Genomic DNA, 17,668 nt, shown 5'->3' with positions numbered 1-17,668 from the left:
TGTGTTGCACAAATCCATTATATATAGAGAGAATAAAAACTGAAATTCTGATGAAAGTTAAAATACTGATTTTGAGCCTTTTAGTGGTAGGAGCAATGGCTTCATGCAAGCGTCAGCAATGTCCTGCTTATGGCAAAACCGCCCCAAAAACTACTGTTGATAAAAGACACGCTTGATTCTATACAATCTGAGTAATAAATCGAGATGCTTCGAGCAGGCTGCTAAATTGCCAGTCAGCTAAATCGGTTGTTTCTTTACCACCAGTAATGTGGATTGTTTTTACACCTGCTTTTTTTCCTGCTTTTACATCACGTTCGGCATCGCCAATCATAAAAGATTGTGTTGAGTCGATTTCGTATTTGGCCATTGCTTTTTCGAGCATTAGCGAATCGGGTTTGCGTAAAAGCGAGTTTGATGTATAATTCGGGTGATGTTTCGAGAAATATAAATCATCAATGATTCCGCCGCATTCCGATTGCAAAATTTCATGGAAATCTTTTACCAGACTTTCGGTATAGAGTCCTTTTGAAATTCCTGCCTGATTTGTCACTACAATGAGCATATAGCCCGCTTTTTTGAGCAACGAAAGTCCCTCAGCTACGCCTTCTCTAATCACAAAATCTTCTTTTCGACTTACGTAGTCATGTTGTTCTTCGTTTAGTACTCCGTCTCGGTCAAGGAAAACACACTTTTTCATGCAAAATTAGTTTAGCGTCACAGATTTATTGATATGTTAGATAAATGTATCAATATTACAAATTAAAGAAAAAATATAAATATTTTAAACAATTCGCTTCATAAAATTATTATAAGAAGGTTTTAGCTATTATTTTTGAATTTATCAAACTAAAACCCTTATAACCGTTATGGAGTCGATAATCAATTATTTTGCCACAATTCCATCATCGCACAGAAGTGCTATTCTGATTGGTGGCATCGCTTTCTTTTGGATGGCCGAATATGCCGTTCCGCTATTCAATTTTAAATACAATAAAATTAAACATGCGGGAATCAATATCTTTTTCACGCTTACGACAATCGTTATTAATTTTGCTTTGGCTTTTATTTTACTAAAATCGGCTGAATGGGCGGTAAGTAATAACTTTGGAATCCTCCAATTATTGCCCAGCATGCCACTTTGGGCATACACAATTGTTGGTTTACTTTTGCTCGACTTGATTGGAGCATGGTTTGTGCATTGGACAGAACACAAAGTAAAATGGATGTGGAAATTTCATTTGATTCATCATTCGGATACAAATGTTGATACAACTTCTGCCAATCGCCATCATCCAGGCGAAAGTGTTTTTCGTTTTATTTTTACTACGGCAGGAATCGTAATTGCGGGAGCACCTATGTGGATGGTGTTTATGTATCAAGCGATTTCGGTGCTACTTTCGCAGTTTAACCACGCCAATATTGTGATTCCTAAATGGCTCGATAATGCCATCAGTTGGGTGATAGTTTCGCCTGATATGCACAAAGTGCATCATCATTACGTGTTGCCATATACTGACTCAAATTACGGAAATATCTTTTCGATTTGGGATAGACTTTTTGGCACATACATGACCCTTGACCGTGATAAAATCATTTATGGCATTGATACCCACATGAAACCCGAGGAAAACGACCGTTTGGGAAGTTTGCTAAAAATTCCTTTTGAGGCATATAGAAAACCTGTTGGGGAATAGAGAAATTGTAGATACGACCACGTCTCTTTTTTGATGAAAATTTGGGAATAAATGTTTTTATCTATAACTTAGTATAGTAAAAGTCAAGATAAATGTTTCACGAAAACCTTTTAGAGCAAATACTCGATTTACCCGATGCTGCAATATTGATGCAAGAGGTAAATACTCGACTTAATGAAGAAAGGCTGCGTAGAGAAAAATTCTACAATGACATTGACGAGTCAATGAAAGCCGAGTTTATTAATGGTGAAATAATTGTACATTCGCCTGTGATGAAGCGGCATAACACAGCTACTGGCTTGTTATACCAACTATTGAATATCTACTGTTATAAGCATAGTCTCGGCTTTGTAGGTTTTGAGAAAATAATGACAGTTTTTAGTCGGAATGACTACGAACCAGATATTGTATTTTTCGGAAATGAAAAAGCTAAAGATTTTAAAGAAGTTCAAACGCTTTTTCCAGTACCTGATTTTATAGTAGAGATTCTTTCAAAAAGTACTGCTAAAAATGACAGAGGCGTAAAGTTTGATGATTACGAAACCCACAAAGTAGCTGAATATTGGATTATTGACCCTGATAATGAAGTAGTTGAGCAATATTTATTACAGGAAAAACGCTACGAATTAAATCTAAAATCAAGTAACGGAACAGTAAAAAGTAAAGTAATTGAAGGCTTTGAAATTCCGATTCGTGCTATTTTTGATGAGAAATTGAACTTTGAGATTTTACAGAGTTTATTGAAATAAATTTTAGAAAACGGTGCCTGAGCGTAGGCACCGTTTTTTTACATCCATTCCCAAACACTCTGATAAGCACCTATTTCTTGGGTATAATTAATAAATTCTTCATAAAAATCAGAACTTGCGAGCGTAGCACTATCGCCAATGACGACGAGTTTTTTTCTGGCACGAGTCATGGCTACATTCATTCGGCGAATATCCGATAAGAAACCAATAGCACCTTCGGCGTTGCTACGAGTAAGACTGATGTAAACAATATCTCGTTCTTGGCCTTGAAAACTATCAATTGTATTAACCGAAATGTGAGTCAACATTTCTTGTAATTCAGGTGCGTGTTCTACTTGTTCTTTCAGAATCGAAATTTGTTGTTTATAAGGTGAAATAATTGCGATACTTGGGAACTTATCAGTGCTAATTTTTTTCTTCAATTCTTCTACAAAACCACTCAAATGTTTTACTAAAAAAGCAGCTTCATCGGGGTTAGTTGAACTTGTACCTTCGAGTTTTTCATCAAAACTACAACCAGCAGTATCAATAAAAGCCAATGGTGAATCATCTGGAAAAAGTAGATTTTTTGCTACCGAATGATGTGCTTTCAGTTTGTTTTCGTAGAAAATCTTTGACGAATGGGCCATAATTTGCTCATTCATGCGGTATTGTTCTTCCAAAAGAGTAACTGCTTCGGGGTGAAGTGCTACACATTTTTCAAGCAAAGTAGTGCTTAAACCAGCCTTTGCTGCTTCGTTTGATTTGATTGTCGGTGGTAATTGGCAATGGTCGCCTGCTAAAACTACCTTTTGGGCTCTCAGAATCGGAATCCAGCAGGCGGGTTCTAAGGCTTGCCCCGCTTCATCAATTACTACTGTATGAAACTTCACATTTCGCACGGTATAATGATTTGAGCCAACTAATGTTGCTGTGATTACTTGTGCTTTTGCTACCAAATCATCAATGATATACTGTTCGGTATTGCCCACTTCTTTCATTATTTTGTGGGCTTCATCAAACAAGGCTTTGCGTTGGTCACGCTCCGATTTTCCAAAACTTCGCTTGTATTTATGAGCCATATTTTTGTATTCATTGGCTTGTTTTTTGAGCGTTTTAGCATTTTTTATCATCGGGTGGTTGGTCATTTTTGCATCCAGTGTCAAGGACATCAAACGCTCGGTTACTCGTGCTGGATTTCCAACTCGAAGCACGTTTAAGCCTTCTTCGTGGAGTTTTTCGCTCAATAAATCAACGGCAGTATTACTCGGAGCAACCACTAAGATTTTCTGATTACCTTGTTTGATTAAAGCCTTGATAGCTTGAACCAGAGTAGTTGTTTTACCAGTGCCAGGTGGGCCATGAATGATAGATAGTTCATTGGCCGAAAGTATTTTATCTACTGCTTCGTTTTGTGAAGCGTTTAGTCTTGGAAATGTGATTTTATGCAGGTTTTCGTTGAAATTTGGCTGTTTTTCGCCTGTCAGAACTCTAACTAAACTACCTTCGGGTTTATCAGCAAGGTCGTTGGCAGATTTAAGAGCCGCCTGCATTTCATCGTAAGAATTATCATCAAAAAGCACGTCAATGCCGAGTTTTCCATCACGGACAAAATCGGGTAGTTCATCGGTGCGAAGCGTAATTTTTAATCTATTGCCATTTTGGTGTGAGATTGTGCCTTCTACACGGTCGGTTTTTGGGTCGTGATTACCAAAGAAAACGGCAGGCATTCCAGTACGTAATTGGTGCGAAATATCTTGGTGCGTAGTTCGTTCGACTTCAACGGTGATATAATCGCCACGACTCATTTCTGAGCCTCTGATAGCAATCGGATACCACGTAAGACCATTGGCACGACGCTCGGCAACGGAAGATTGTTCGGTAAGTTTGCGATACTGTGCGTGGTCTTCTTCACGCTCGGTTTTTAGTAAATCAAGAAGTTTTTTGAAATAATCCATACACAAAGGTACGGAATTATTGAGAAGCGGGCAGTGTGTTTGAGATTAGTCAAAAAAACTATTTAGGGTAATTTTGTTTAAATCGCTTATATGCAGCCTTTCCCAACCTCTCACGACTGACAGGATGAGCAATTTTGATGGGTTCTTTGGCTCATTCGACCAAATTTTTCCATATAAATAAGCAAAGCCACCTTAAGACCTAATAGATATGATCGCCAATGTTATCTGTACAGATTTGACTTGTAATATCAATGGCACTGTTGATCGTAGTTACTTTTGGGTTTCGGCGAATAATCGAAGTATCATTCATATAGTTAACTCGCATCATGGTAATCAATGGATTATCATCAACAGTCATACAATTCTATCGTTCTGCAAAGAAACGCAGAAACGATTTTACCTCTACTACGTTTTTTATATTTTCCCGTAATTTTCTACTAAAGGAATAATTCCATCGGAGAATATTTCGGTGTGAATACCCAAATCTTTGGTTAAAAATTAATTAATCTTACTGATTTTCTTAGTTACGTGTTCATTCCCTTGAATGATTTTAACAATATAATTGCTATCTGGTAGATTTCTGATATCAAGTTTTGTTGAGAATGATGTTGCTGTTTTTTCAAATACATCATCATAGACAACTCTTCCCATTGTTACATCGCTTATAACTATTTTTAAGGGTTCTGAACTTTCATTATCAAGGGTCAATTGTAAATAATCGATTGTCGGATTTGGATAAATATTCATATTTAACATGAGAGGATTCTCCTTTTCGGTTTTTTTCTCGATAAATGCCATCTTAAAGTCATTTGCAGATACAAGGTTATTGACTGGGTTAGTAACTGAAGTTTTTGCATTAATTGTTTCTGTAGGAAAGAAAAACATTGGCGTTTCGGTAACTGTCAAAGAGAATTTCCCTCCAACGCCTGAAATAGGTGTCACATTCATTGAATCTATTCCTACGCTCGGAGTGTAGATATTCGCTTTAATAACGTTACCAAGGTTCAATGTATAGTTGGCAGTCCGTCCTTTTTCATCAGGAATAGCTAAAACATAAGCCGATTTTCCATTCAATTCATAACGGTCAACTAATGGGTCTTGAGAGATGGTTTCCATATAAACATAGTTGCCCATCAATTTATTTGTTTGATAAATATAATCAGCGACTGGTTTACGGCTCTGGTCTTGATTAATTAATCCAGATGAACCAAATTGAATGGGATTTGCAAAGTTATCATCATAGACTGAATAGAAAAAGCTTCTTTCAACGCCCAAACGATTATACATTAAAGAAGACCTTAATGCCCAATCGGCTTGCGTGATAGATGCAGATTTGTTACCAATAGGAATAGCTTTCAAAGGGCTTCCTTGATTCAAATCATAGCCTAATTCGGTAATCCAAACTGGCATATTATTTAAATATTCATGAGCCATTTGTACAAAATCTTTCGCTACTTGACCAGCATTTGATACTTCTGGAGCAGCTCCACGAGTGGAGTTGCCACTTTGAGTAGAATTAGCATTATCGGCATATAAATGGTAGTTGACCACATCCCAACATAAATTTACTGAGCCGTCAGCGTTGTAACCTCTAAATTCTTTGCACCAATCTATCATTCCTCTCACATAGTCTGGTTTTGCGAAAGATAAACCAGACATTACGACTTTCATATTAGGGTCTGCATTCTTAACTCCTACACCAGGCCCCATTGTGTTTTTATGTCCATCATAAAAAGCCGATAAGTTAGCAGCGTGTTCACGAGCGGTTTGATAAGCATTACGACCTCTCCACCATTTATCTCGTTCGTTGCCACATTCTATGTATTTCACTACACCTAAGCCAATTTTTACAACGTTTATTCTATCGAATGTCCAACGTGGTTTGCTATAAACACTTACTAATGTTTGATCAACGTTAGCATTGCTACCATAGCGGGCAGCATACTGAAAGGCTACTCTTGCTTGTTCTATATAAGAAGCAGGGTCTGTAATAGATTTGCCATATTTTACAGGAGTTACATTATTATCTCTTTCAGCTAAAGGATAAGTATTCACAAGCCAATCAGGTGCTGTTTGGATGCAAGCCAAAACTTCAATGCCTTCTAATTTACAACGTTGGTAAACAGCATCGTAATCCCATCCGCCATTAAAAGTTGGGTTAAATGTATAATTTCCTTCGCTTGCTTCAAGTTTGTCCCAGTCGATGTAATGACGAAAGCCACCAAAAGATTTCATCGCTTTCATTTTTTTTTCATCAATTTTATCAGCGTTAGAGGTATCATAAAAGTCCCATTCAAAGCCATTTACACCCAGACCTTGTTTCATTGGAATCATTTTTTTTGGAGCAGCAGCAATTACTTTTGTACTTGCTGTATAAGTACCGTACAATTCTATTTCAGTAGGATAATTACCATAAGTATTGATTAATAAATACCTGATATTTGCAGTTGGAGGAGTTTTCAAGATAAAATTATTAGGATTAGTTGGGTCAGGTCCTACCCACTCATTGTATAATTCTCCGGTAAATTTGGCAACTGTAATTTTCTCCCATTTATCGGTAATGATTGAAAGCGTCATTGGCTGACTTGCAAAACTTCCCTGACCATCATGGAAACGAATACTTTGTAAGGTCATTTTTTCATCAGAAGCAAGGGGATAATAAACATCCCAATTACTCAAAATCTTTCCCCAACCCGATTCTACAGTTACTCCCAAAACACCATCTGAGAGCCCTTCTAAGCCATAATTTACGTTATTCAATTGATACCAACGTTTACTATCAATAGGGATTTTTGTTCCTACAATAGTTGGAGTGGGAGTAACGGGTGTAGTTGACGTTGTGCCAAGAGGTACCACATCACCCAATGGACTTGTAGCCGTTGTTGTAGCAGCAAGACCATACACTTGCACTTTTTGAGGGATATTATTACCATATTTATGAATAATGATAGCATCAGCATCTATGGGTGTACCAACCACAATATCTACAAATTGGTTGTAAGTAAGCCCTTCAAATAAGCCTAAGAAAATTCTTGTACTACCATCTAAAGCATAAATTGAAACTGGATTATCAGTAAAAGTACCCTCATAGTCGTACAATGAAAGTTTTGTAATCTTAGTACGACGCTCTAAAGTCAATCTAATATCGACCCATTTTGCATTGCTTCCCCAAGCACTGGCAACTAAGCTACTTAGATCATCATTCAACCAAGGAGTGTAATCTTGTCCTGTATTTTCTCCTGCTTTTATTGCAGTAATTTTAACCCGTGATGCCGTCACGACTGGTGCAGTTGCAGTAGGGGTTGTTGGCGGGGTAGTTACGGTAGGGGTTGTTGGCGGGGTAGTTACGATAGGGGTAGTAGTAGCCGCAGTGCCATAAATTTGCACTTTTTGAGGTATATTATTGCCATATTTATGAATAATAATGGCATCTATATCAAAAGGCTGTGTAACAGTAATATCAACAAACTGCTTGTAAGTAAGCCCTGCGAAAGTCCCTAAAAGTGTTTTAGTTACACCATCTAAGCCATAAATAGAAACTGGATTATCGCTAAAAGTGCCTTCGTAATCGTATAAAGAAAGTTTAGTGATTTTACTGCGTTTCTCTAAAGTCAATTTTACATCGACCCATTTAGAATTGTTCCCCCATACACTTGTTACTAAGCTATTTAGGTCGTCGTTTAACCAAGGGGAATAATCTTGGCCTGTATTCTCACTCGGAGTAATATCCACAATCTTAATACGTGTTGCGGTTTGACTAAAACCCACATAAGAGGTAATAAAAAGAATTATAAAAACTATTGACTTTTCCATGGACATCGGTGATAGAGTTTTTATAAAAAGAAAAATTTGCTTAAAACAAGATGTTTACTGTGCTATTGGATACTACTTTCTATTAACCGTAGAAATTAATACTCTAAAGAAAGAAATTTGGTTGGCTAATTTTAATAATCTTAAAAAAAATATTGATTTTTTAGCGTTAATTTTATTAAAAGGATACATTAATCTAAGTTAGCTTTTTACTTTGTAAACTTTCTGCAGTAGTAGGTGGGTCCCTATCTTAATAAGATGATTGTGTAAAAAAGATGTGATTTTTCAAATAATAAATTAAATTTTATAGGGGTAGCAAGTAGATAGAAAACCGCTAATTCAAATCCTAAATTTCAAATTGAAAAAAAACTCAAAAGTTTACATTCTCTTACAGTATTGTAATAAAAGAAACATAACAGGTTTCACTATAAGAGAGGTAATTTGTGAAGTATTTCTAATTGATTATTTAATGCAACTTTGAGGTAACATAAATAAAAGTCCGAACAAAGTGTTAAATTTTTGATACTGAGTAAGTTAAAAATATAATTGAGATTACATCTTTTTTTGCATTAGTTCAATTTGGATAACTTATGCTTTTTGAATGTTCTTAATTGAAACCAACTATTAATCTTTGTCCTGTTTTTTTTTGCTTTCAATTTTTAAGCGAACTTTTTAACAATCTTGCTTTTAATCATTTAGCAAGACTAATAAATGGATTATAATCGGCTTGGTTGGTAGGATGTATCATTGTTGTTGCTATTTGTAGTATTTCATCCAAGAATAGCAGTTTTTGTCAATTATGAAGAATGGGAGTCTATGAAAACAAGTAAAGCCCTGATAATCAGGGCTTTACGGTGGTACCGAGGACGGGAATCGAACCCGTACGAGTTTAAAAGCTCACAGGATTTTAAGTCCTGCGTGTCTACCAGTTCCACCACCTCGGCGAACAAGTTTGAGCTTATTCTTGAAAAAAAAAGCACCAGTAAGGTGCTTACTCTTTCGAGCGAAAGACGAGTCTCGAACTCGCGACCTTAACCTTGGCAAGGTTACGCTCTACCAACTGAGCTACTTTCGCATTACATTTTTGATTTTGACTTGATGTCTTTGTCTTAATGTGGTGCAAAGGTAAGGTGATTTTTATTACTTGTCAAGTGTTTGAAACAAAAAAGTTATAAAATTTTTATTATTTTTTTGTAAATATCTGATTATAAGAGGCTTCACACGCAGAAAAATTTTGAAAAAATTTTATCGGAATTGTCATGTACATTCTCAATGGCCGCCATTGACCGTATTTTGTTTCGCCACCTGCTTCCCATTTAGGTAATAAATTTACAACTTTAAGTGCTTCTTTATCATAAGCTGTACCAATGCCTTTCATTATTTCGGGATGCGTGACGTTGCCGTCGGTTTCCACAACGAAACGTACCATGACTGTATTTTTGTTTTTTTCGGTGAGAGGTTCGCTTGGTATGACTAAATTCTGACAAATGAATGTAAATAAAGCTCTGTCGCCTTCAGGATAGCGAGGTGCTGTGCCTGCGGTGGAGTATATTGGTTCTTCTTTAAGGTTTTTTTGTGCTTTTATCGCAAACGAAAAACAAATCAATATCAAAACGCATAATTTTTTCATGTTTTTGTGAGTTTAAGTTTTTAACATCTGTACTTTTGCAAAAATAATAGAAAATATTGGCTTGAAAAATGTTTAGCTAATTATCTAAATAAGTTATAAGTAGTCTTTTGTAAGACTCATTAAAATTGTGATTCAATAAATGGATAGAACGATAGCTTTTGATAAATCGCCCGATGGATTGATTCCTGCGATTATCCAAGATTCGATTACGGGCAAAGTGCTGATGCTTGGTTATATGAATGCCGAGGCGTATGAGAAAACTATGACCGATAAGATTGTGACTTTCTTTAGCCGCAGCAAACAAAGACTTTGGACTAAAGGAGAGACGTCGAATAATTTTCTACACGTAAAAAATGTATTAATTGACTGCGATGGCGATACGATTTTGATTTATGCTTCGCCAGATGGCCCGACTTGTCATACTGGTGATGATACATGCTTTCAGGAAATTAATGAAGGTAAGGTGTTGTTTATCAATCATTTACGGTCGGTAATTAAAGACCGAAAATTGAATCCATCAGATAAATCATATACTACGGAATTATTTAAGAAAGGTGTAAATAAGGTGGCTCAGAAAGTAGGAGAGGAGGCGGTTGAGTTAGTGATTGAGGCGAAAGATGATAACAAAGAATTGTTTTTGGGTGAAGCCGCCGATCTATTTTATCATTATTTGGTGCTTTTAGAGCATAAAGATTATTCATTCGATGAAGTGTTGGATGTGCTAATTAAGCGTCACAAATAATTTTGATTGATAGAATTAGTGAATAAATTTTGTATGATTCGATAAAATTTTTGATGAAATGATAATACTTCATTAACTTTATATTAAATCATTCTAACATTCACTCATTCAAAACTATATTTTTATGATAAACTACCTAATTCGTTTGGCTTGTTGTGCGGCTGCGGTTTACTTCATGCCCCAATTTTTGAATGAAATAAAAGTCGATGGCACAACTACTGCTCTAATTGTGGCTTTGGTAATGAGTTTTTTGAATACTTTCGTAAAACCTATCCTAAAGTTGCTTTCATTGCCGATTACGATTCTCACGCTTGGGTTGTTTTCGTTGGTTATTAATGTAGTTATTGTGTATTTATGTGATTATTTGGTGGATGGTTTCAAGGTCGGTGGTTTTATTCAACCATTAATTTTTGGATTCGTTCTTTCAATCGTGAATAGTTTGGTTGGTACTTTTCAAGACTAATTACAAACCTAAAAGTCCATTGTCTGAGAAATTCTCTTCGACAATGGACTTTTTGTTGTTATGATAGTCAGTGATTAAAATCACAGACTAAGGGAACAATGGAATTTATTTTGTAGAAACGATTCAAATCGTTTTTCATTAAAGTAGTTGTCAGAAAGAGTCGATAATTGTATTTAGCTTCAAATGCTTGTAGTGGTGGCATTGAACTACTGTGGACTATTGACTACTTATAAACTCTCTAAAGTTGCTTTTACAGCATCGAAATTTGGTAAATCGCCCGCACTTTCCAGTACTTCTGCGTATTTGATTATACCTGCTGCATCTACCACAAAGGCCGAACGTTTTGCCACACCTTGCATTCCGAAAACGAACGTGTCGTAATATGCTCCGTAAGCTTGTGCTGTTTCTTTATTGAAATCGGATAATAAGTTGAAAGGAAGACTTTGCTCTGCCTTGAATTTTCCCAAAGTAAAGATAGAATCAACCGAGATACCTAAGATTTCGGCATTTAAGCCTGAATATGTTGCTATATCGTCACGCATTTGGCAAAGTTCTGCCGTACAAACGCCTGTAAAAGCCAAAGGGAAGAATAATACTACTACGTTTTTGCCACGATAATCAGCCAAGTTAATTTCTGCTTTATCAGTGTTGAATAATTTGAAATTGGGTGCTTGGTCGCCTACTTTTAATGCCATGATTAGAATTTTATTTAAGGTTTTTGATTGAACTAACAACCTACAAATTAAGTAGAAAGTTTGTAGATTAAGAAAAAACTTGCAGAATGCTTTTCTTTTTGTTCCAAAACTTGGCATTATTCTCTAAAAAATCTCAAATTTGCTTAGAAAACACTTCGTCATTAACAATAACAACACAATGCCACAAGAAATAATTAAAACATCTATTTTCGATTTATTCAAAATTGGGCCTGGGCCGTCGAGTTCGCACACGATTGGTCCGATGAAAGCGGCTTATGATTTTTTGCAAAGAGCCAATTTTTTGGCAACTACTCAATCGCTCGAAAATCCACAAATTATCATTCATTTATATGGTTCTTTGAGTGCAACAGGAAAAGGACACGGTACCGACCGAGCTGTAATTGCAGGGTTATTGGGTTGGCTTCCAGACACTTGTGAGCCAGCGGCTTTTACGGCATTATTAAAAAATGAAACAGATACTTACGAAACGCAAGTGGCTGATAATCAAGTACAGCTCACTGGCAAAAGTATAGTTTTTGAAAAAAAACGATATGATTCTCCGCACCCAAATACTTTAGTTTTTAAGTTGATAAGTGCTAATGAATTAGTTTTGGAAGAAGAATATTATTCGGTAGGAGGTGGCTTTATTCAGCGGAAAGGAGAAGATTTAAGCTTAGAGAATGATAAAATGCCCAAGTATGCTTTCACTACCATGAAAGAACTGAAAGGGCATTTACTGAAAAATAAAATTACGCTAACCGATTTGATGATTGCCAACGAAGAGGTTTTAACTGGACGTTCACGCAAAGAAATTTTTCAGAAAATTGATGATATTCTGGAAGCGATGCACAAAGCAGTAAAACGAGGTTTACGCCAAAAAGGACTTTTGCCAGGCACAATCAAATTGCGTAGAAAAGCCCCAGTTTTATACGAACAAGCCAAAAGCCTTGCATCTGCAAGTGATAGCTTTATGATTTTTTTGAATGCTTATTGTATGGCTGCTTCGGAAGAAAATGCTGCTGGAAACATCGTCGTAACTGCTCCTACTTCGGGAGCTTCGGGGGTAATTCCTGGGGTATTTTTTTTGTTACGTAACCATTATCACTACGATAAGCAACGTCTCAGAGAAGGAATGTTGGCCGCCGCTGCAGTTGGATTTTTGATTAAACACAATGCCAGTATTTCGGGTGCAGAAATGGGTTGTATGGGTGAAATCGGCTCGGCATCGGCAATGGCAGCAGCAATGTTGGCTTATTGTGCAGGAAAAAGTATCGAAATTGTGGAAGCTGCCGCTGAAATTGCAATTGAGCATCACTTAGGTATGACCTGCGACCCAATCGGTGGATATGTACAGATTCCGTGTATCGAACGCAACGCCATGGGGGCAATTAAGGCATATAATGCCTATTTATTATCATCGTCGGGTAATGCTTCAGCTCAGAAAATATCGCTTGATAGTGTCATAAAAGTAATGCGAGCAACTGGGCGTGATATGTCGAAAAAATATAAAGAAACTTCACAGGCTGGTTTGGCTTTGAGTGCAACGGAATGTTAGTTTTCCGTAATTTTGGATTTATATTTGTGTTATTTCCAAAATTCTGTAATTTTAAAGTCAAATAAAAGTTTGTTTATGTAGATAAATGGTTTAATTTTTGATGAAATCGAAAATTGAATGTGTAAAGATTGATTACCAAAGAAAAATGAAAAGAATTATCTCTGTTATAAGTATTTTGTCTATCGGAATTCTTATCAATTCTTGTAATAAAAATACAGAAAATCCCACACCGATTGCTGCGACAGATAGCACAACTGCCAATACTGCAATTAGATGGGGCAAAATGTCGTTGATTATTGCGGAAAGAACGCCAAATAACACGCCAACTTATGCTTCGAGAGGATTTGGTTATATTGGTCTTACCATGTATGAAAGCATCGTTGGAGGGTATAAAGAATATCGCTCAATGGCAGGTCAATTGAATGGTTTGACAGCTTTACCGAAGATAGATACTACCAAAAAATATAATTGGGCATTAAGTCTAAATGCAGGACAGGCGTGGATACATAAAAATATTTACGAGCAGACTTCCGCAGCTAATAAAAAAACGATTGATTCGCTTGAAAGTAAAATTTTAACCGAATATAAGGCTGAAACACAAGAAGTTGTTGACCGTTCAGTAAAATATGGGCAAGATGTAGCTAAGGCAATATTTGAGTGGTCAAAAACAGATGGAGGGTATCAAGGTTATAACCGAAATTTTACCCTTGATTATATGGTACCTGTTGGGCCTGGATTTTGGCGAACCCCAAGTTTTAGTCAATCTGCAAGCACTTTGCCTTTACATCCATATTGGGGAAAGAATCGAACTTTTGTAACTGTAAATGGAACATTACCCATACCGAAACCAATTGCTTTTAATTCAAGCTCATATACGCAGTATTATGCTCAGTTTCTGGAGGTTTATGCAAAAAATAAGGTTTTGACTCAAGAAGAAAAAGAAATTGCCTTGTTTTGGGGAGATGATCCAAGCCGAACCTTTACCCCCCCAGGACACTCTTATAGCATCGCTCAGATTGCGGTAAAAACTGCTAAGCCAAGCTTGATTAAAGCCACCCAAACTTTTGCGATGGTAGGAATGTCAATTGCAGATGCTTTCACCATTTGCTGGAAAACTAAATATACTTATAATGCCGAAAGGCCGTCAACGTATATTCGTAGCTATATAGATGCTTCTTGGTTATCTTTTTGGCCTGAACCCCCTTTTCCTGCATTTTATTCGGGGCATTCAGTACAATCAGCAGCTTCAGCAACTGTTCTAACCAAACTTTATGGCAATGAATTTAAGTATATTGATAATTCGCACGAAGGCCGTGGACAAGATCCACTAACTTTTGTGTTTTATAAGAATCGTTCATATAATTCATTTTGGGAAGCTGCCGAAGAGTCGGCTTATTCGAGGTTTTTGGGTGGAATCCATACTCGAAGTGATAATGATACTGGATTGGCCGAAGGCCGTAAAGTTGGGCAAAATATCAATAATTTGAAATGGACGAAATGAGTTCTGAATTTAGACGGGGCCGCCCGTGCGGTGCTGAGTTGAGAGTGTTTTTTTACTCAGAATTCAGCACTCTAAACTCAGAACTTTTTGGCTCATTGCTAAGTAAACGCCGTTTGTCCAGCCAAAACCATCTTGGTTTGGGTATTCGCCCCCACCTGCCAAAAGACCTTCATCTACTACATTATATTTTTCGGTCATTTTTCCTGTTTGCTCATATACTCTTAGGTTAAGTTGAAGCCAGTTTTGGCGAATTTTATTGGCCAAATCATCGAATTTATAATTCAAAAGACCTTTATAGGCAATCCATTGTAGAGGAGCCCAACCATTGGGTGAATCCCATTGTTGACCTGTTCGGGCAATAGTTGTTAGTAAACCACCACTTTTCAAAAACTTACCTTCGATATGTTCAGCAATTTTCTGTACTTTGGTTAGCTCAGCAATCTTGAAGTAAAGTGGAAAAGCTGCGGCCAGCGTCCAATGTGTTTTTGGTTGGTTTTCTACAAAATCATAATCGAAATAAAAGCCCTCTGATTCGCTCCAAAGATAATGCTGAATTGCTTCTTTACGATTTTGTGCCCAACGCTGATATTTAGTAGCTTCATCGTTATCATCAAGCAAAGAGTAAGCAGCCGAAATCGTATCTTCTAAATGAAAAAGCAAGCAATTCAAATCAATCGGAATAATATCGGTGGTGTGAATACTGGCAAAAGAATCCGTTTCTTTGAACCATCTACTACTAAAATCCCAACCCGATTCGGCGGCAGCTCTTAAATTACGAAACAAAACGCTTGCTTCCTGCGTAGATTGATGCGAAAGTTCAACATCTTCTTTGAAAGACTCTGGTCGAGGTGTATTATTTTCATCCCAAAAACGATTTAAAATTGCACCATTTTGCATTAATACCACCCGATGAAGTGCATTATTTTCGGCAGTAAGCTTTTCCTTGCCATTCATCCAAAAATCATACTCTTTTTTTAGATATGGCAAATGTTTTACCAACACCCCTAATCCTTTTTCATCGCTCAGTAACTTCACCATCAACGAATAAAACGGTGGTTGCGAACGCCCCACGTAATAGCTGCGATTACCATTTGGAATATGTCCGATTTTATCAATTAAGTACGAAAAGTTTTCAACCATTGATTCAATCATGTCGATTCTCCCAGAAGCATGTAGGCCAAGCATTGTAAAGTAGCTATCCCAATAATAAACTTCTCCAAAACGTCCACCAGGCACAATGTAAGGGTTTGGTAACGGAATAAGTGAACTATTTTCTTGCTCGGGTTCACGAGTAAGTACTGCCCAAAGTGTTTGGAGATGTTGGTCTATCGTATGATTTTTATCGCTTTCGTAAGTCGCCGTTCGGTTGATTGGCAAATCAAAATGTTTCATTACAAAAGCTTTCAAATCAAAGTCTTCTGCATCTTTTTCGTGTAAAAATGCTTCGTTTATGACATCTAAACTATCCTTTGCGATACAATCAGGAAAGGTTTTATTATCAGGAAAGATATTTTCTGTCTGAACTCTTTCAAACAAAAGCCCTAAGTCAAAGATATTTTTAAAGCTACTTGTCATGGTAAATAATAGGAACAAAATACTTGGAAATACGTAATGGTTAATTAATGCCCTGCGGTATTCGTAAACGAAACTTCTGTGTTTGATTTCTTTTGTAGTGCGTTCAGAATAAACAAACAAACCAGCAAAATTCCCATCGGAATTAACGAAAGATAAAAGGCTGTTTGCCCCGTAAAAGCATCGAAAACATGACCTGTGATGATTGAACCCGTTGTGCCACCTAAAGCAGAAAAAACAACAATTAATCCCGACATTGGGCTGTGCAAATGTTTGGGTAAAGAACTCAGAATAACCGAATTAATGGTTGGGTAAATAGGGGCTAAGAAAATACCCATAATCGGGAAAATGTAAGCCACAATCGGTGCATTTGTCCAGTTTGTATCGGGCGATGCAATGATGCCTTGCGTAAGAGGCAAAGTAAGCAAAACTAAGGATGCACAAATGGCAAGACAGACAGATAAAACCAAAATCCAACTAAAACGACGCAAAATTACGCCCGAAGCGAAACGCCCAATGGCAAATGCTCCTGCCAAAATTGCTCCTGCCTGAATGCCCATGCTGGCGGGAACTTTCAGAATGTCTTTGTAGAAAGTCGGAGTCCAAGTTTGGAAACTTTGTTCGATAAGCACGAATAAAAATATGCTGATAATAAAGACAATAACCAAAGGTAAAATAATGAGGCGAATCATGGCCAAGAAGTCATTGCTGAGCGAAGAACCTTCGATTTTTGCATCAGATTCGTCTAATTTGGCCGACATCAACAACAAAAATGCAATGAGTGATAAAGCCCCCAAAATCCAATAAACACTAAGCCAAGTCTCAGATTTTGGATTATCATTATCAATAAATAAACTAAACAAAATATTTCCTAACAAAACCCCAATCATAAATGTACCTTCGAGCAAGCCCATAAAACTTGAGTGTTCTTTAATGTCTTTCGTGATGAGTCCGATTGTGGCAAAAACTGAAATTTTGATAAGAGCAAACGAGATTCCGACCACTAAAAACAATAATTTGAAGTGCCAAAAACCATTGGCATAAGGAATCGTAAACGAAATAATACTGACCAATGCCAATGCCACGAGCATGGCTTTTTTATAGCCGATTTTGGGCAGAAACGATGCCAACAAAAACGAACAAATAGCAATCGGGAGGTCTTTAAAACCTTCTAAAACCGATGCGTCTGATTTGCTCACATCGAAATTGCGTTGTACTTGCAAAATCACTGCTCCGACACTATTGAGCAAAATAGCAAACACAAAATAGTTGAGGTAAAGCGAAAGTTTAATTTTCCAGTTTTGCATAGAGAAGATAAGT

General features: G+C 36.9%; 15 protein-coding genes and 2 tRNA genes. 7 read left to right on the top strand and 10 right to left on the bottom strand.

The window, feature by feature from the left end:
* Positions 1–50: 50 nt before the first annotated feature.
* Positions 51–176 (top strand): hypothetical protein, encoded by a 126-nt coding sequence (locus tag ABR854_RS19815; protein WP_350267588.1) that lies wholly within the window; start codon positions 51–53, stop codon positions 174–176.
* A 2-nt stretch (positions 177–178) separates the two neighbouring features.
* On the opposite strand, the gene ABR854_RS19810 is transcribed toward ABR854_RS19815, so the two are convergent.
* A complete protein-coding gene (locus ABR854_RS19810) occupies positions 179–697 on the bottom strand; it encodes a D-glycero-alpha-D-manno-heptose-1,7-bisphosphate 7-phosphatase (protein WP_350267587.1) in 519 nt (172 codons plus the stop codon).
* Between the two features lie 169 nt (positions 698–866).
* On the opposite strand from ABR854_RS19810, the gene ABR854_RS19805 reads away from it, so the two are divergent.
* Both ABR854_RS19805 and ABR854_RS19800 read left to right on the top strand, forming a co-directional pair.
* On the top strand, positions 867–1,694 hold the full coding sequence (locus ABR854_RS19805) for a sterol desaturase family protein (protein ID WP_350267586.1): 828 nt from the start codon (positions 867–869) through the stop codon (positions 1,692–1,694).
* 92 nt (positions 1,695–1,786) lie between these two features.
* Positions 1,787–2,443: a Uma2 family endonuclease gene (locus tag ABR854_RS19800; RefSeq protein ID WP_350267585.1), complete on the top strand. Its 657-nt coding sequence runs from the start codon at positions 1,787–1,789 to the stop codon at positions 2,441–2,443.
* Between the two features lie 38 nt (positions 2,444–2,481).
* Here ABR854_RS19800 and ABR854_RS19795 read toward each other — a convergent pair whose 3' ends face one another.
* The 6 genes from ABR854_RS19795 to ABR854_RS19770 all read right to left on the bottom strand — a co-directional run bounded on the left by ABR854_RS19795 (position 2,482) and on the right by ABR854_RS19770 (position 9,820).
* Positions 2,482–4,380, bottom strand: coding sequence for an AAA domain-containing protein (locus ABR854_RS19795; protein ID WP_350267584.1), 1,899 nt, complete (start codon positions 4,378–4,380; stop codon positions 2,482–2,484).
* 199 nt (positions 4,381–4,579) lie between these two features.
* Positions 4,580–4,738: an acetyl-CoA hydrolase/transferase C-terminal domain-containing protein gene (locus tag ABR854_RS19790; protein WP_350267583.1), complete on the bottom strand. Its 159-nt coding sequence runs from the start codon at positions 4,736–4,738 to the stop codon at positions 4,580–4,582.
* Positions 4,739–4,878: 140 nt separating this feature from the next.
* Entirely contained in the window at positions 4,879–8,193 is a 3,315-nt protein-coding gene (locus tag ABR854_RS19785; protein WP_350267582.1) for a T9SS type A sorting domain-containing protein, read from the bottom strand.
* 852 nt (positions 8,194–9,045) lie between these two features.
* Positions 9,046–9,134, bottom strand: a tRNA-Leu gene (locus tag ABR854_RS19780).
* Between the two features lie 58 nt (positions 9,135–9,192).
* Positions 9,193–9,265: transfer RNA gene (locus tag ABR854_RS19775), tRNA-Gly, on the bottom strand.
* A 108-nt stretch (positions 9,266–9,373) separates the two neighbouring features.
* Positions 9,374–9,820 (bottom strand): energy transducer TonB, encoded by a 447-nt coding sequence (locus ABR854_RS19770; protein ID WP_350267581.1) that lies wholly within the window; start codon positions 9,818–9,820, stop codon positions 9,374–9,376.
* Between the two features lie 139 nt (positions 9,821–9,959).
* On the opposite strand from ABR854_RS19770, the gene hisIE reads away from it, so the two are divergent.
* Both hisIE and ABR854_RS19760 read left to right on the top strand, forming a co-directional pair.
* Entirely contained in the window at positions 9,960–10,562 is a 603-nt protein-coding gene (hisIE, locus tag ABR854_RS19765) for a bifunctional phosphoribosyl-AMP cyclohydrolase/phosphoribosyl-ATP diphosphatase HisIE (RefSeq protein ID WP_350267580.1), read from the top strand.
* A gap of 124 nt (positions 10,563–10,686) precedes the next feature.
* Positions 10,687–11,025: a phage holin family protein gene (locus ABR854_RS19760; RefSeq protein WP_350267579.1), complete on the top strand. Its 339-nt coding sequence runs from the start codon at positions 10,687–10,689 to the stop codon at positions 11,023–11,025.
* Positions 11,026–11,252: 227 nt separating this feature from the next.
* On the opposite strand, the gene ABR854_RS19755 is transcribed toward ABR854_RS19760, so the two are convergent.
* On the bottom strand, positions 11,253–11,720 hold the full coding sequence (locus ABR854_RS19755) for a redoxin domain-containing protein (RefSeq protein ID WP_350267578.1): 468 nt from the start codon (positions 11,718–11,720) through the stop codon (positions 11,253–11,255).
* 178 nt (positions 11,721–11,898) lie between these two features.
* Here ABR854_RS19755 and ABR854_RS19750 point away from each other — a divergent pair, with 178 nt between their 5' ends.
* Together ABR854_RS19750 and ABR854_RS19745 are read left to right on the top strand one after the other, a co-directional pair.
* The gene (locus tag ABR854_RS19750; protein WP_350267577.1) at positions 11,899–13,275 is read left to right on the top strand and encodes an L-serine ammonia-lyase; all 1,377 of its coding nucleotides are present in this window, start codon (positions 11,899–11,901) and stop codon (positions 13,273–13,275) included.
* Between the two features lie 145 nt (positions 13,276–13,420).
* Positions 13,421–14,776, top strand: coding sequence for a vanadium-dependent haloperoxidase (locus tag ABR854_RS19745; protein ID WP_350267576.1), 1,356 nt, complete (start codon positions 13,421–13,423; stop codon positions 14,774–14,776).
* 63 nt (positions 14,777–14,839) lie between these two features.
* Here the strand turns inward: ABR854_RS19745 and treF are convergent, their stop codons facing one another.
* Together treF and ABR854_RS19735 are read right to left on the bottom strand one after the other, a co-directional pair.
* The gene (gene treF / locus ABR854_RS19740; RefSeq protein ID WP_350267575.1) at positions 14,840–16,351 is read right to left on the bottom strand and encodes an alpha,alpha-trehalase TreF; all 1,512 of its coding nucleotides are present in this window, start codon (positions 16,349–16,351) and stop codon (positions 14,840–14,842) included.
* Between the two features lie 44 nt (positions 16,352–16,395).
* A complete protein-coding gene (locus ABR854_RS19735) occupies positions 16,396–17,655 on the bottom strand; it encodes an MFS transporter (protein WP_350267574.1) in 1,260 nt (419 codons plus the stop codon).
* Positions 17,656–17,668: the final 13 nt, after the last annotated feature.

The sequence above is a fragment of the Emticicia sp. W12TSBA100-4 genome (assembly GCF_040253585.1).
Lineage (GTDB): Bacteria > Bacteroidota > Bacteroidia > Cytophagales > Spirosomataceae > Emticicia.
The sequence above is the reverse complement of the archived record's forward strand: the minus strand, read 5'-3'. Positions and strand labels throughout refer to the sequence as shown.

What these genes read in the sequence shown, in the direction of transcription:
- treF (WP_350267575.1), bottom strand. Translation starts at nt 16,351, where the DNA reads ATGACAAGTAGCTTTAAAAATATCTTTGACTTAGGGCTTTTGTTTGAA.
- ABR854_RS19790 (WP_350267583.1), bottom strand. Translation starts at nt 4,738, where the DNA reads ATGACTGTTGATGATAATCCATTGATTACCATGATGCGAGTTAACTAT.
- ABR854_RS19800 (WP_350267585.1), top strand. Translation starts at nt 1,787, where the DNA reads ATGTTTCACGAAAACCTTTTAGAGCAAATACTCGATTTACCCGATGCT.
- hisIE (WP_350267580.1), top strand. Translation starts at nt 9,960, where the DNA reads ATGGATAGAACGATAGCTTTTGATAAATCGCCCGATGGATTGATTCCT.
- ABR854_RS19815 (WP_350267588.1), top strand. Translation starts at nt 51, where the DNA reads ATGAAAGTTAAAATACTGATTTTGAGCCTTTTAGTGGTAGGAGCAATG.
- ABR854_RS19745 (WP_350267576.1), top strand. Translation starts at nt 13,421, where the DNA reads ATGAAAAGAATTATCTCTGTTATAAGTATTTTGTCTATCGGAATTCTT.
- ABR854_RS19810 (WP_350267587.1), bottom strand. Translation starts at nt 697, where the DNA reads ATGAAAAAGTGTGTTTTCCTTGACCGAGACGGAGTACTAAACGAAGAA.
- ABR854_RS19735 (WP_350267574.1), bottom strand. Translation starts at nt 17,655, where the DNA reads ATGCAAAACTGGAAAATTAAACTTTCGCTTTACCTCAACTATTTTGTG.
- ABR854_RS19795 (WP_350267584.1), bottom strand. Translation starts at nt 4,380, where the DNA reads ATGGATTATTTCAAAAAACTTCTTGATTTACTAAAAACCGAGCGTGAA.
- ABR854_RS19760 (WP_350267579.1), top strand. Translation starts at nt 10,687, where the DNA reads ATGATAAACTACCTAATTCGTTTGGCTTGTTGTGCGGCTGCGGTTTAC.
- ABR854_RS19770 (WP_350267581.1), bottom strand. Translation starts at nt 9,820, where the DNA reads ATGAAAAAATTATGCGTTTTGATATTGATTTGTTTTTCGTTTGCGATA.
- ABR854_RS19785 (WP_350267582.1), bottom strand. Translation starts at nt 8,193, where the DNA reads ATGGAAAAGTCAATAGTTTTTATAATTCTTTTTATTACCTCTTATGTG.
- ABR854_RS19750 (WP_350267577.1), top strand. Translation starts at nt 11,899, where the DNA reads ATGCCACAAGAAATAATTAAAACATCTATTTTCGATTTATTCAAAATT.
- ABR854_RS19805 (WP_350267586.1), top strand. Translation starts at nt 867, where the DNA reads ATGGAGTCGATAATCAATTATTTTGCCACAATTCCATCATCGCACAGA.
- ABR854_RS19755 (WP_350267578.1), bottom strand. Translation starts at nt 11,720, where the DNA reads ATGGCATTAAAAGTAGGCGACCAAGCACCCAATTTCAAATTATTCAAC.